Origin of the sequence: Pseudofrankia sp. EUN1h (assembly GCF_001854645.1) — a bacterium.
Classification (GTDB): Bacteria; Actinomycetota; Actinomycetes; order Frankiales; family Frankiaceae; genus Pseudofrankia; species Pseudofrankia saprophytica.
The window spans coordinates 1-13,448 of sequence record NZ_MBLN01000012.1; the positions used below are offsets into that span (position 1 = coordinate 1).

The 13,448-nt window shown below is 68.3% G+C and carries 11 protein-coding genes and 1 pseudogene; 4 read left to right on the forward strand and 8 right to left on the reverse strand.

The window, feature by feature from the left end; translation table 11 throughout:
- From BCD49_RS04850 to BCD49_RS04860, 3 genes are all read right to left on the reverse strand, one after another.
- On the reverse strand, window positions 1–590 hold a 590-nt coding region (locus BCD49_RS04850; RefSeq protein ID WP_158072930.1), incomplete at its 3' end, for an ABC transporter substrate-binding protein.
- Between the two features lie 82 nt (window positions 591–672).
- Window positions 673–1,836, reverse strand: coding sequence for a phosphotransferase family protein (locus tag BCD49_RS04855; RefSeq protein ID WP_007512692.1), 1,164 nt, complete (start codon window positions 1,834–1,836; stop codon window positions 673–675).
- Window positions 1,837–1,986: 150 nt separating this feature from the next.
- Entirely contained in the window at window positions 1,987–3,126 is a 1,140-nt protein-coding gene (locus tag BCD49_RS04860; RefSeq protein WP_232793976.1) for an ABC transporter substrate-binding protein, read from the reverse strand.
- Here BCD49_RS04860 and BCD49_RS44795 point away from each other — a divergent pair.
- Window positions 3,110–3,283 carry a hypothetical protein gene (locus BCD49_RS44795; protein ID WP_232793975.1) on the forward strand — a complete coding sequence of 58 codons (174 nt, stop codon included), beginning with the start codon at window positions 3,110–3,112 and terminating at the stop codon, window positions 3,281–3,283. The two genes, BCD49_RS04860 and BCD49_RS44795, sit on opposite strands and share 17 nt — an antisense overlap.
- Before the next feature lie 55 nt (window positions 3,284–3,338).
- On the opposite strand, the gene BCD49_RS04865 is transcribed toward BCD49_RS44795, so the two are convergent.
- Entirely contained in the window at window positions 3,339–4,028 is a 690-nt protein-coding gene (locus BCD49_RS04865) for a TetR/AcrR family transcriptional regulator (protein WP_007512696.1), read from the reverse strand.
- 84 nt (window positions 4,029–4,112) lie between these two features.
- Between BCD49_RS04865 and BCD49_RS04870 the strand changes: the two genes are divergently transcribed.
- The 3 genes and pseudogenes from BCD49_RS04870 (at window position 4,113) to BCD49_RS04880 (ending at window position 7,617) form a co-directional block, all read left to right on the forward strand.
- The gene (locus BCD49_RS04870) at window positions 4,113–5,387 is read left to right on the forward strand and encodes a cytochrome P450 (protein WP_007512698.1); all 1,275 of its coding nucleotides are present in this window, start codon (window positions 4,113–4,115) and stop codon (window positions 5,385–5,387) included.
- A gap of 336 nt (window positions 5,388–5,723) precedes the next feature.
- A pseudogene (locus BCD49_RS40250) lies at window positions 5,724–6,820 on the forward strand (integrase core domain-containing protein).
- A gap of 404 nt (window positions 6,821–7,224) precedes the next feature.
- Window positions 7,225–7,617: an SCO5389 family protein gene (locus BCD49_RS04880; RefSeq protein WP_007512702.1), complete on the forward strand. Its 393-nt coding sequence runs from the start codon at window positions 7,225–7,227 to the stop codon at window positions 7,615–7,617.
- 1,131 nt (window positions 7,618–8,748) lie between these two features.
- Here the strand turns inward: BCD49_RS04880 and BCD49_RS04890 are convergent.
- The 4 genes from BCD49_RS04890 to BCD49_RS04905 all read right to left on the reverse strand — a co-directional run.
- Window positions 8,749–10,008: a glycoside hydrolase family 5 protein gene (locus BCD49_RS04890; protein ID WP_241832259.1), complete on the reverse strand. Its 1,260-nt coding sequence runs from the start codon at window positions 10,006–10,008 to the stop codon at window positions 8,749–8,751.
- Between the two features lie 596 nt (window positions 10,009–10,604).
- Complete coding sequence (locus BCD49_RS04895; protein WP_007512705.1) at window positions 10,605–12,212, reverse strand: DHA2 family efflux MFS transporter permease subunit; 1,608 nt, start codon at window positions 12,210–12,212, stop codon at window positions 10,605–10,607.
- A 56-nt stretch (window positions 12,213–12,268) separates the two neighbouring features.
- On the reverse strand, window positions 12,269–12,808 hold the full coding sequence (locus BCD49_RS04900) for a TetR/AcrR family transcriptional regulator (protein ID WP_071041204.1): 540 nt from the start codon (window positions 12,806–12,808) through the stop codon (window positions 12,269–12,271).
- A 136-nt stretch (window positions 12,809–12,944) separates the two neighbouring features.
- A partial coding sequence (locus BCD49_RS04905; protein WP_274535040.1) for a group II intron maturase-specific domain-containing protein occupies window positions 12,945–13,448 on the reverse strand: 504 nt, incomplete at its 5' end.

Below are 13,448 nucleotides of genomic sequence, written 5' to 3' on the forward strand. Positions count from 1 at the left end.
GCCTGGGTGACGGAGAAGCCGAACTGGCGGTTGTTCCAGCCGCAGTAGTCGTTCGAGATGCCCCAGCCGAAGTAGGGCACGTGCTTGTCGTTGAGGTAGTCCCCGACGGTGGAGACCGTCGCGGTGAAGGGCACCAGACCGAAGACCTTCTTGTCCTCGACCATCTCGGTCACGGCGTCCTTGGACGTCGTGGGATCGGCACCGCTGTCGGTACAGCCCGCGTAGGAGAAGGTGTAGCCGTTCACCCCGCCCTCGCGGTTGGCACGTTCGAACCGCGCCTTCGCGCCGTCGCACACGCCCGGGAAGTTCTCGATACCGGTCGTGTCCTTGACGTCGGCGACGCCACCGATCGTGATGACCTTGCCGTTCACGCCGCGGACCGTGTCGCCGGTCGCGAACTCGATCGGCCCCGCCTTCTCGATCGCCAGCTTGCTGGCCGCGGCGGCGTCCATCGGCTTACCCAGGTCCACGGGTGCCGAGGAGGTGCCGTTGTCGGTGGTGGAGCTACACGAGGCGAACGTGACCGCGGCCACCAGCGCCGCGACGCCGGCCAACCCGGCCCGCGCCCGACGTGAACGCAACAAGATCACAGGTCTTCTCTATTCTTGGAGAACGTCTGGACGCGACGGGTGGCTTCCGACAGCGGTTGCGCCGCCGAGAGACTTGAAGGTGTCACGCGTGCTTGGCGTCGACGAGCTTGGTCAGCAGTGTGAAGCTGTCGTGTGCGGCGACGGCGGCGACGCATCGCTCGACGCCGACCCGGGAGATCTCGAACGGCTGCATGGTGTCGCCGGCTTCGGCGGTGCAGACGGCCGCGAGGAAGAATTCGGTCATGGCGGCGCCGTACCACACCCACAGGTCGTCGAGGTCGGCGCGGATGTTCGCCGCGTCCAGCCACGCCGCGTACCGCTCGACCAGCCCTCGTTCGATCTTGCGGAGCACCTCGGGCTCGACCGAGGCCGCCGCGAAGTACGCGACGTCGCGTATGCCGGCGCCGGACATCGCGTTCTGCCAGTCCAACAGTCCCGGGGAGCCGCCCTTGAAGAAGAGGTTCCCGAGGTGCGGGTCGGCGTGGATCAGAGTCTGTGGCAGGGCGGCCCAGAACCCGTCGATGTCCCGGCTGCGTTCGAAGAACATGCGGCACTGCCGCTTCATGGACTCGGGAACAAGGTCGGCGGCCTGGCCTTTCATGGTGCCGAGGAGACGACGGCGGATGAGATCCCCGAGGCGGTCAGCGGCCGGCGCGCGCCCGACCAACGCCTTGAGGTCGCCGCTGAAACGAGTGGTCTCCCAGAAGGCGATGTGCAGGTCGGCCAGCGCGTCGACAACGGCCTCGGCCTCGGCGGGCGTCACCGAGTCGCGGACTGTCCGGAATCGCGCCGTGGAGGACAGGTCCTCCAGCAACACAACGGCGCGCCCTCTGAACCGGTTGACGCTGGCGGCGTAACACCGCGGGGTGAGGACTGGCGGGCGTTCCCCCAGCGCGTGGTAGGCAAGGACCTCCCGGGCGCCGAGTCCGAAAACGTTCATCAGCACATGCTGGCTGTAGTGGTGAGGCGTGAACTTCAGGAACAGATGGCCGGGTACCTCGGTCGCATCGGAGTCCACGGCGAGGCGGGCGCGCGCGGCGGTTCCTGAGTGTTCGTCGATGACGCTGACCGACCGGACCGTTCCCGGCGCCAAGCCGAACGCGGCCTCCAACCATCGCGTGTTGGCCTGGTGCGCCCGGAGCGGGACCGACGCGCCGCCGGGCAGCGCCCGATCGAGACCTGCCCGAACGGCCTCCGTCATGGCCATGCCAAGGCCGAGCGCCGTGAACAGTGATCGCGTGACCACGAGGAATGCCCTCCGCAACGGAACTCTGGATGGTGGAGTCGTCGTGCGCCAACGGGCGGCATAGAACGCTGACCGCTACCGCGGCGGACGAAGAGGGCGGCCGTCGAGGGGGTGACCGTCCTCAGCCCACCCCCTCGACGGCCGCGTGTTTCAGGAGCCGGTGGCCGTGGAGGCGGGGACCGGGTTGCCGCACCAGAAACCGGTCGGAGTGTTGCCCGGCACCGTCGCGTAGCCGTCGCCCGTCGCGTTCACCTTGAGGAAGTTGAAGCAGGACACCGGGTCGTGTGGCCGGCTCAGGTTGGTCGGAGCGAGCAGGCCGCCTGCGTCGTAGCTGGTCACCTTCCGCAGGTTGGTGATGAACGACTGTCTCGTGGGGCACGGGCCGGCCAGCTGCAGGCCCTTGATCATCTCATCCGCCGCCGCGTAGGAAACGATCGCGACGTCGTCGAACGGGCTCGTCGTCTCCGGGGAATAGGTGGTTATGGCATCGCGATAGGCCTGGATGGCCGGCGAGTTCGTCGTGTACGACTGGAAGGCCATGGTCATCGACATGCCAGCCATATCCTTACCCCGCTGCTGGATCTCGGTGGGGCCGTAGTTGCTGGAGCTGAGCGCGACCTTGAGGTTGACACCGGCGGCCTTGGCGGCGGCATAGATGTCGATGAAGGCATCGGCCTGAGTCGCGCCGATCAGGGTGTCGGCCCCGTCCTGGCGCAGCTGGGTCGCCACCTTGGCCGGGTCGGAGACGTCCTGCGTGTAGGGCGTCTCCCCCACGACGGCGATCCCCTGGCTGCGCACGCTGGCGACCAACTGGCCGGCGAGGTCCGCGGAGGTCTGCGAGGTCGGGTCGATCACGAGGAGTGCCTTGGTGCCACCTTGGGCCTTGATGTAGCGGCCAAACGTGTCGACAGCGCCGCCCTTGTTGTACAGCGAGCCGAAGTGGAACAGGTTGCTGTAGTTACTCCAGATCGGGCTGGAGGGGAGGCCCACCATCGGGACACCCTTCGTCTGGAGCCAGCTCGCGGACTCGTCGGTGAGGCTGACCGTCTGCGCGATCAGGCCGAAGACCTGGTCGGCCGTGACGAGGTGCTGCACGGCATTGGTGAACACGTTCACGTTCGCCTCGTCGTCTTGCCAGGTGAGATCGATCTTGCGGCCGTACACGCCGCCAGCGGCGTTCTCCTTGTCGATGCGCGCCTCCACCGCCCCGCGCGCCGGCCGGAAGGCCTCAGCGACAGCGCCGCCGGTGTCGGGCAGGACGAGTCCGATCTTGATGGAGTCACCCGTCACGCCAGGCACCCCGGTCGTGCACGACGAGTGGCTACCCGTCGCGTTGGACGATGAGGAACTGCAGCCCATCACGGTCGACGCGGCGACCAGAAACGCGGCCGAGGCCGCCGTGTGGGCGCGCAGCCGACCCCGGCCCGCGGCCTTCGTCGCCCCGTGAGCCGCTCCGCGCGACGCCACTGGCGACCCGCCCTCGGTCGCGAGACCGTGCCTCGTCACTCCCAGGCTCCCTCGTCATCGTGTGACCCTTGTTTTCGATGTTGGTCTTCATGTTCGTCAGCAATATCGTTCCCGCGATTCGCAGGGCCGTTACGGAGTGCGAGCCCTAGGCGGAGCTGGTCGAATCCGGCTCGGATGAGGTGGGCCAGTTCGGACCGGGGCACCTGCTTGCTGGCGTACAGCCCGACGACGGACAGGACCGCGGCGTCGGCGGCGTGGACGACGAGTCGCGGATAGAGGTCGCGGTGGGGGTCTGTGCCCGTGCGGACCGCGACTTCACGCAGGAGATCCGTCGTTGCCTGGTCGCGCGAGGCTGCACGGTGGACGACAAGTGCAGGGTTGCGCGCCGTGAGGCGGGTGGCGGCGATGAGTTGCTCGAGGGAGTCGGTGGCTTCGACCAGGCCAATGGCGGCCGCCTCGAGTGAGTCGAGGACGGGTTCGTTGGGGTCGCGGAGCAGGAATGTCTCGACGTAGTCGCTCTGCGCTCGTTCCAGGACGAACAGCACCGCCTCCTCCTTGTTGGAGAAGTAGTTACGGAACGTCCGGGGAGCGACGCCGGCGGCTTCGGCGATGGCGTCGCCGGTGACGGCGTCGAGCCCGCGCTCGAGCATCAGCGACAGGGCTGCCTGGCTCAGCGCCAACCTGGTTGCCGCCTTCTTCCGTTCCCGCAGCCCGGCCGTTGACATGGCCCCCACCCTAGGGAAAGCTGCCGGATACGGCAAGATTGCCAGGTCCGGCAGGTTCTGGGTCGACGAGCCAAGAGGATGCGAATGGTGACGGTCGAGGTCGAGGACCTGCCGACGATTCCGATGGACGACCCGGCGTGGTGGCAGGACCCGTACCCGGTGCTGCGCGAGCTTCGCGAGCGGCACCGGTTAGCCAGAACGCCCCAGGGCCTGCCCGCCTTGCTGCGCTGGGATGACGCGTTCGAGACCGTGCGGGGCACGCAGTTCATCCAGCACGGCATCGAGGTGCTCGAGGCGCGTGGGTTCCAGCCGGGAGATCCGTTACACACCTGGGGCAGCAGCCGCATCGGCGTGATGGAAGGCGAACACCACCGCCGCGTCCGATCACTGGCGGCGTGGGCGCTGTCGAAGCGGAAGACGGACGACCTGCGGCCCCTCATCCGCCACCACGCCCACGCGCTGCTCGACGCCAAGCTGGGCGTCCGCGAGATCGAAGGACGACTCGACTACGCCTACCTGCTGCCTCGTCTCGTGATGATGGACTTCCTTGGTGTTGACGAGGACGAGCTTGGCAACACCATGAACCCTGCCGGCGGCTCCACGGTGATCGACGCCTTCGGACCGGGCGAGATGACCGAACAAACCAGGGCAATGGTCAACACGTACATCCAGGCGGCCATGGATCACACGGCGATGCTCTACGACCGGCGCCGTCAGCAACCACGCGATGACCTACTCACCCACCTCGTCCAAGCTCAGAACGAAGAAGGCCGACTCACCGAGGGCGAACTGATCACCCTCTTCTCGTCCATCTTCGGCTCCGGGACAAGCACGGCGAGCATCATCGCCAGCGGGATGGCGGAGCTCGCTCGCCATCCCGAGCAGGCCCAGCTGTTGCGCAGCAACCCCGACGCGTGGAAGAAGGGCGCCAGCGAGGAGTCGCTGCGCTACCGACCCGCGATCAACGCCATCGGCCAAAAGGCCGCAAACCACACCCACGCCTTCGACAGGGACTTCGCCGCCGGCACTCACATCACCGTCGTCGTGGGCGCCGTGAACCGCGACCCGCGCCACTGGGGCGACGACGCCGAACACTTCGACATTCGACGCGACCCCCAAAACGCCTCCTTGAGCTTCGGCATCGGCCCCCACGTCTGTCTCGGCCACGCCATGTCCCGAGCGACCATCGAAGAGGCGCTCGCCGTCTTCGTCGAACGATGCGACGAGATCGAGCTCCTCCAGGAACCACGATGGATTCCCTTCGTCCAGGAAAACAAGGTCGAGAACCTGCGACTGGGCATACTGGTCAAGGAACGCGCAGCCGGCGGAACCTCGCCGATTGCCGGTGACCGGGCTTGATCCGGCGCCGGGTCGCCCGGCAGAGCTGATCGAGGTCGCCGAATTCGACCAGGCCGTCTTCGCATGCAGGTCGGCGAGGTTTCCGCCTACGGCACGCGGGCTGCGCGCTGGGCGTCGTTGCTGGGAGGGATCAGGCCTCCGCGGCTGCCCTGGTACGCCGGGTCTGAAACGGGCACGGGCCTCGGAGGGTCTGCCCGTCCGTTCGCGGCGACGGTGTCCCTGCCGAAAATTCCGTCCGCCCTGGTCAGGCCGGTCGCAGCCGTCGGGACCGAGCGTGGCGCGCCAGCGCCCGGCCCTCTCCCATCGAGGCCCGCTGCTGCGTGAGGATCCTGCTTCGTGCTGCTTCGGCTGACCTACCTCGGCGTCACCAACGCGTTCGCGCTGCTGCGCCTGCTGCCCCGCGGTGACCGCGAYAAGGACATCGAGATCCTCACCCTGCGACACCAGATCGCCGTGCTGTACCGCCAGCTCGACGGCCAACGCATCCAGTTCCAGCCCGCCGACCGCGCCCTGCTTGCCGCGCTCCTGCGCACGCTGCCGAAGCCAACCCTGCACAGACTGCGGCTACTCGTGCGCCCGGATACCGTCCTGCGCTGGCACCGCGCCCTGCTCGCCCGCCGCCACGCCGCCGCCTCCCGTCCCAGACGGCGGGGCCGGCCCCGCACCGTGGCCTCGATCCGCATCCTCGTGCTGCGCCTGGCCCGGGAAAACAGCAGCTGGGGCTACCGCCGGATCCACGGCGAACTCCTCGTCCTCGGCATCAAAGTCGCCCCGTCCACGGTCTGGGAAATCCTGCACCAGGCGGGACTCGACCCCGCACCCGAGCGGACCGCGACCACCTGGGCCGACTTCCTCCGCGCCCAAGCCCACGCGATCCTCGCCGCCGACTTCATCGAAACCGTGCCCCTGACCGGGACACGCCTGTACATCCTCGCTGTGATCGAACACTCCAGCCGCCGGATCCGGATCCTCGGCGCCACCGCGCACCCCACCGCAGCGTGGGTGACCCAGGCCGCCCGCAACCTCGCCATGGACCTCCAGGACACCGGCTCGACCGCCTGTTACCTCATCCGCGACCGAGACGGAAAATACCCGGTGCTGTTCGACGCGATCCTCGCCGACACAGGGATCAWGGTTGTCCGCAGCGGCGTCCGAGTCCCTCGCATGAACGCCATCATGGAGCGGTGGGTGGGAACTGCCGCAAGGAACTCCTCGACCGAACCTTGATCTACAACCAGCGGCATCTTCTGCACGCCCTCCGTGCATACGAGGCGTTCTACAACTCACATCGGCCCCACCAGGGCATCGCGAACGCCAGACCGCTCCAGCCGCTACCCGAACCGATCATCGATACGGACCGGCTCGCCCACCTCGACATCCGCCGACGCGACCAGCTCGGCGGCATCCTCCACGAGTACGAACACGCCGCCTGACCAGCCCGGACGCAATTTTTGGCAAGCACACGGTCACGGTTCGTGGTGGTCTGAGGTACGGCGTGGTGTGGGACGCGGGGTGTTCGGGACCTACGGCCCGAGGTGCCGGCGCGCCGCACACTAATGAAAATGGTTGTCGTTACGATGTCGGATAGCTCGACTCGGCAACGTCGCCATGACCTCTCGTTTCCGCTACCCCACCGACAGGGCTGCAGCGGCGATCCCGCCGGTGAGGGCCGCCCCGGCGGCCGGCCGGCCGTTGCGCGCTCCGAGGCCTGACCCCCTCCCACGGCCGGGCATGGCGGGACGTCGGCGGTCCCACTGGCCCTTCGCCCGACACGCGCGAGCACCTGACCCTGCGCGCTCGCGAGACACGAACCGTCCACACACCCAGGAGGAATGCCATGTCGCTCGCTGTCCCCACCGCTCTGCTGGAGAAGGCCGAGTCGGGCCAGGTGCCCGACACCGAGTTCGTCGACTGCGTCCGGCTGTCCCTGCCGTATGCCTGGAGCGTCGTCAGCCAGGTCGCCGCCGATCTGCATACGGGCGACGGGGAGTTCGCCGACCACGAGGTTCCGCCACCGAGCGAGGCGGAGCGGGGGCAGCTGCTGCGGGCGCTGGCCAGCGACGCGATCCGCGGCGGTCTGGAGCGGCACTTCGGCGTGAAACTGGCATTCCAGAACTGCCACCGGGTCGCCGCGTTCCGCCTCGCCGCCGTCGGCGGCGACCGCTACCAGGCATTCATCTCACCCCGTGGCCAGCTGCTCAACCAGTCGCCGACGCTGCGCAACTGCTGAGCGCAGGGGCCGTGGGCGCCACGCCCGGCGCCCACGGCCTCACCCCATGTTCACCGTGGCCTGAGCCCCAAACCCTCGGCCCCGCCTCGCGGCCTGACGGCCGCCCACCGGAAACCCCGGACCTCCGTACCGCCCGGCCACAGAAGGGCAAGCCGGCAGGCACACCAGAACCGCCGCTTTCTCACGCACCAGCGGCCAAATTCCCTGGTGAACGCGAAGGCCCAGAACCGCGAGCTCGCCCCGACCGAGACCGAGGGCAGCGAATACGTCCCAGCCTGCAACGGCTCCTCGACCGGTCAAGGCAGGCACGGGGCAGACGCACCACGGACGACCACCCACGAGCGACGATTACGGAGCGTCAAGAGCCCTCAGCCCTAGACGATCATGATCCATGGCGCGGCCGCACGGAATGAGCACACAATGAGCACACGCCGACGATCATCGACGTCAAAAGACTGGATCAAACTTGCAAACCCGCAGGTCAGCGGGATGTTGATCGAGTCGACGAGGGGACTCGAACCCCTAACCGCCCGATTACAGGACGGCCATTTTTGCATTTCTCCGTGTTTGCGCGTGCCGCGCGTTGCGTATTCGTCCACGTCACGGCCGATTTTGCTGTCATCTAAGGTTCCGGAATGCCGCATCGCGCCCCGACGTCCGTACACACAATGAGCACACATCGGCCCTGCCGGCGATAGCCATCCAGCCGCAATGGCCACGCCGACCCATCGCCGACCGCGATTGCGGTGCGTAGCCGTCCTCCCAACCTTGCCGGCGAGACCAACCTAAACGGGAAAGGAGCTGGGCCAAACAGGCCAGCAGCATCCGGTCGGACGAGGTGTACCGATGCCTAGGACCCCGAGCTGGTGGCGCAAGACAAGGATCTCCACCTCCTTCGCGCTGTCCCGCGGACCCGCAGCACCACCAGCCCGAGGACGTTGCGCGCCAGACCGTAGAGCAAGGACCACACCATGCCGGCCAGCCTGCCCGACACGGGCGCCGCCGACACGCAAACGTGCAGCTCAACGCCCAAATCGGAGTTCTGGAGCCCCACAGTCGTGGCCCGCCGCGCCGGGCCTCCGCTGCGTCAGGCCGCGGGCGACGCGGCCGACGACGCCGTCCGGTGGCTCGTCACCGGACGGAGGTTAGGTGAGCGCGCAAGCCCTCGCCGTAGGCGGTCGGCGTGCCCGAGTAGTCCTTGATCAACGCTGGGAAACTTCCGCAGTCGAAGGTGTCCCAGGCCCACCCCAGGTAGCTGTCGCCGTGGCTGTCGAGCCAGTTCATCGTCTGGTCGCTGAAATTATGGTTGCAGTCGGTATCCCCGAACTCACCGGCGACCAGCGGGACGACCGCCGACACTGGCGCGATCTGGGTGTCGAAGCAGGACAGCGTCGTGCACCCGCCGAAGTCGTACATGTGCCAGCCGGCGGCCAGGTTGCCGGTCGGGTCCGAGGGCTTGTTCGCCAACCAGCCGGTGAGGTCGCCACCCCATCCGTTGCCGGTCGCGAGGACGATGTTCGTTGCTCCCGTGCCACGCACCGCATCGATCAGGTCCTGCATCCCGGCCACCTGGTAACCGGTGCCGCAGTCGCCGCCGTCGCGCCAACAGGGCCACGAAATGTCGTGCGGCTCGTTGTAAAGGTCGAACAGGACGGACGAGTTGCCCTTGAACGTCATGGCGACCGACCGCCAGAAGTCGGGTGCGTGGTCGGCGTCGGCCATCTGCCGCTGGCCGGTGGCCTTCTCCGTTCCCGGAGCGGACCAGTGCAGGTCGAGGACGGCGGCCATGCCGTGCGCGTTCAGCCGGCCGACGTAATCGACGATCGCCTGCCGGTACACCTGACCGGAGTACTGCGAGGGCGCGCCGTTGATCCCAAGCCAGCACGTCTCGTTCAGCGGGACCCGCACGACGTTGGCCTTCCAGGATGCGATGGCCGCCACCGAGGCGTCGTCGCTAGGTCCGTCGAACAGCCCCCAACCCTGGATGCAGGCGTACTCGGTACCGGACCGGTCCACCCCGAGCAGCCGAACTTGCGACCCTGAGGCGTCGACGATGGAGGTGCCGGAGACCMGCAACCCGCTTCCGTTCCCGGTCCCGGTGCCGGCGGCGGAAGCCGACGGCGTGGCGGTCGAGGTGGCTGGGGGCGCGGTGGGTGACGGACTGCTGGAGAAGGTCGTCGAGGTAGAGGCGCCCGGTGTCGTCGGCACCGCGGAGGTGACGGTCGGGTTCGGCGTGATGACAGGCCCGGATGAGCCGGGTGCGATCGGTTCGCAGCCGGCGACCGCCACCGCGGCGGCGCACGCGACCCCGAGCACCCAGGCTCGCCGGGCCGAAGGGCGGCGGCGCACCGTCCGGCGATCTCGGGTGGGCACGGCTGACGTTAGCCTCATCTGTCGCTCCTGGGAGTCCTGTCGGTTTCGACGGATACGGGCCCCCCAGCCACGAGTCCCACAGAGCCGGTCGCTAGGCCGGACGAAAGTGTTACCAACCGCATAAAATACCCAAACTTGACGCCCGGTCCACCCCTCCGCCGGATCAGTCCACCGGACACGACCCGGGCTGGCCCTGCGGACGGCCTAGACGTGGCGGCGGCGCAGAAGGCGCGGCAGCGGGCCAAGGAAGCGGCGGAGAGAGCGACATCCCGCCGGACCAGTCGGCGATCGCGTGAACACGGTCGATCTCCGTGCGGACCTCAGCCCCCAGCTCGCGGACCATGACCAGGTGCGGTTCTGTTGCATTGAGCCGGCTCGAAGCATGGCAGGGGCCAGGTTGGTGGCCTGATCAGATCGCCATAGCCGCTCGGTGAACGCTGCCGCGAGTCGGCGATGGGGTTCGGCGTCGAGTTCAGGCGTCAGCGTGGACGTCTTCGGGGGTCGGCGACCGGGATGCCGGGACAGGTGGAGCCGGCCGGCCCGTGTGGGGTCGGCCGGCTCCACCTGTCGACAGGCTTTTGCCTCTGTGCTGGGGTGTGTCTTCGGGGTGTGGGTCAGGCCGCCGGCTCGGGTTCGGTCTGGAGCTGGGGTGCCGCGGCTGTCCGGGCGGGCAGGTAGCGCAGGGCGATGGCGGCGGCGGCGAGCAGGGTGGCGGTGGCGGCGGTGAGGGCGAGGCTGGTGCCGTGGATGAAGGCGCTGGCGGCGGTGTGGGCGATGGCTTGTCCGGCCGGGCCGGGGGTGTGGTGGGCGATCGCGGTGGCGGCGCCGATGGACTGTCCCGCGGTGGGCGCGGTGGCGGCGGGCAGCTGGTTGGTGAGGGTGTGGGTGTAGGCGGTGGTGGCGATGCTGCCGAGGATGGCGATGCCGAGCACGCTGCCGAGGTTGCGGGTGGTGTCGTTGATCGCCGAGCCCACGCCGGTCTTGGCGGGGGGCAGCGCGTTCATGATCGATGTGGTGGCGGGTGCCATCGCCAGGCCCAGGCCGGTGGACATCACCACGGTGGCGATCAGGTAGTGCGGGTAGGTGGACGCGGTGGTGGCGGTGGCGAAGAAGGTGAGCCCGCCGGCCATGACGAGTAGGCCGCCGGCCACGGTGGCCCTGGTCCCGAGCCGGGTGGCGAGGTGGGCGCCGAACTGGGAGGCGATGGCTAGGGCGAGCGCGGAGGGCAGGGCGCGGACGCCGGCGCCGAGCGGGGAGTAGCCGAGAACGAACTGGTAGATCTGGGTGAGTAGGAACGTCACGCCGGTGAGCGCGAAGAACATTGTCATGATCGCGGCGGATGCGGCGGTGAAGCGGGGGTTGCGGAACACGGTGACGTCGACCATCGGGTGGTCACTGTGTAGCTGCCAGCCGATGAAAGCGGCGAGCAGGGCCGCGGTGGCGGCGGCGCGGGCCAGGGTGGTGGTCGAGGTCCAGCCGGCGGCGGGGGCTTGGATGAGGGTGTAGGTCAGCGTGCCCAGGCCGGCGATCGACAGCAGCGCGCCGGCGAGGTCGGGCCGGACCGGGCGCGGTGCGCGGGAGGCGGGTACCAGCAGTGTCCCGGCGGTCAGGGCGACCGCGACGACGGGCAGGTTGACCAGGAAGATCGACCCCCAGGAGAAGTGGGCCAAAAGCCAGCCGCCGGCGGTCGGGCCGATCGCGACACCGAGCCCGCTGACTCCGGACCACAGCCCGATCGCCTTGACGCGTTCGGCGGGGTCGGTGAACACGCTGGTGAGGATCGACAGCGTGGCGGGCATGACGAACGCGGCGCCCGCGCCCATCACGGCACGTAGCGCGATCAGCTGTGCGGTGGTGGTGGTCAGCGCCGCGCCGAGCGAGCCGGCGCCGAACACGATCAGCCCGGCGGCGAGGGCGCGGTGTCGGCCGTAGCGGTCGCCGAGGGCGCCGGCGGGTAGCAGCAGGGCGGCGAAGGCCAGGGTGTAGGCGTCGACGATCCAGGCGAGGCCGCTCGCGGTGGGATGCAGGTCGCGGGACAGGGTCGGGAGGGCCACGTTGACGATCGTGGTGTCGACCACGATCACCAGCAGGCTCAGGCAGAGCACGGCGAGGGTCGCCCACCGGCGGCGGAACGGGGCGGGCCGGGCGCCGAGGGAGGCGGGAGTCGCCGGGGCGCTCGGACGGGAGGGACGGGTGCGGGAAGGAGTGTGGATGGTGGTCATGCCAGGAACCTCTCTTGATTGATTGACCTATAAATTAACGGCGAAAAAAAAGACGATCAGTGGGCGGGCGGGRCGAACGCGTAGGAGCGTGGCAGGTCGATCGTGACGCCGATGGTCAGCAGCATCCCGGTGGCGAAGAACCGGGCGACCTGCTCCTGGTCGGCGCCCGTCATCTCCTTCACCGCGTCGAACAGCTCGACGAAGCAGCGGTGCACATGCGCTCGGATCTCCGGGTCGGCGGCCGCGGCGAAGCCCTGCATCCGGCACCGCATCAGGTCCTCGTCGGCAAGCAGGACCTGGTAGGCCCGACCCAGCAGGCGCAGAGACTCGGCCGGCGACTCCGCCGGGCGCAGCGCCGCAGCGAAGACCCCCCGGATCCGCTCATGCACCTGGTCCTGGCAGGCAAGGAACAACACCTTCTTGTTCTCGAACAACGCGTAGATGTAGGGCTGAGAGATCCCGGCCCGAGCCGCGATCGCCGCGGTACGCGCCGCGTGGTAACCGTTCTCGGCGAACTCGGCCACCGCGGCCGTCAACACCTGCTCGCGGCGCTCCTCCATCGAGAGGCGCCGCTCATGGACTCGCTCAGTGGCCATGAACCCATTATTGATAGACCAATCATAAGATGTCAAGCCGAGCGTCGATCCGACGCCTGGGTGAGTCGCCGAGGGGAGTCTCACCCCTCGGCGCTCGTAGATCCGGACGTGAGACTCTCGCCTCATCCGGCTCCCGTCATCCAGCCTTCGRCCGCAGTCCGAGCTGCCAGTGGGCGAACAGCCCTGGGTCGCGTCGTGCGACCTGTCCCAGGAGWCTGCGTGCCCGTCGCCAGCTGCGGTGCAGCCGTTTGTACTTCCGCATGGCCCACCGGGCAAGGTGGTCGTTGAGGTAGGAGAAGACCCGGACCAGCTCGGACCTACGGAAGCGTCCGTAATAGTTGATCCAGCCCTGGATAACAGCGTYGACCGTCTGTGCCAGGTCGAGGAGAGTCTGCCCGGAACGAAGATGTAACCGCCAGCGGCGCATCTCCTGCCGCATCCGTTTGGCGGCATAATCTGAGACCGCGGGCGAGAAGGCGACGAAACCCATACCCCGACTGTTAACTGCCAGCCGTGGCCGGAACGTGTACCCGAGGAAATCGAACCGCTCATGCTCGTAAGAACCTGAACGGTACGTGCTCTTGCAGTACACGATACGGGTCTTGGTCTCGTTGAGTTCCAAGCCCACATCCGCCAGCCG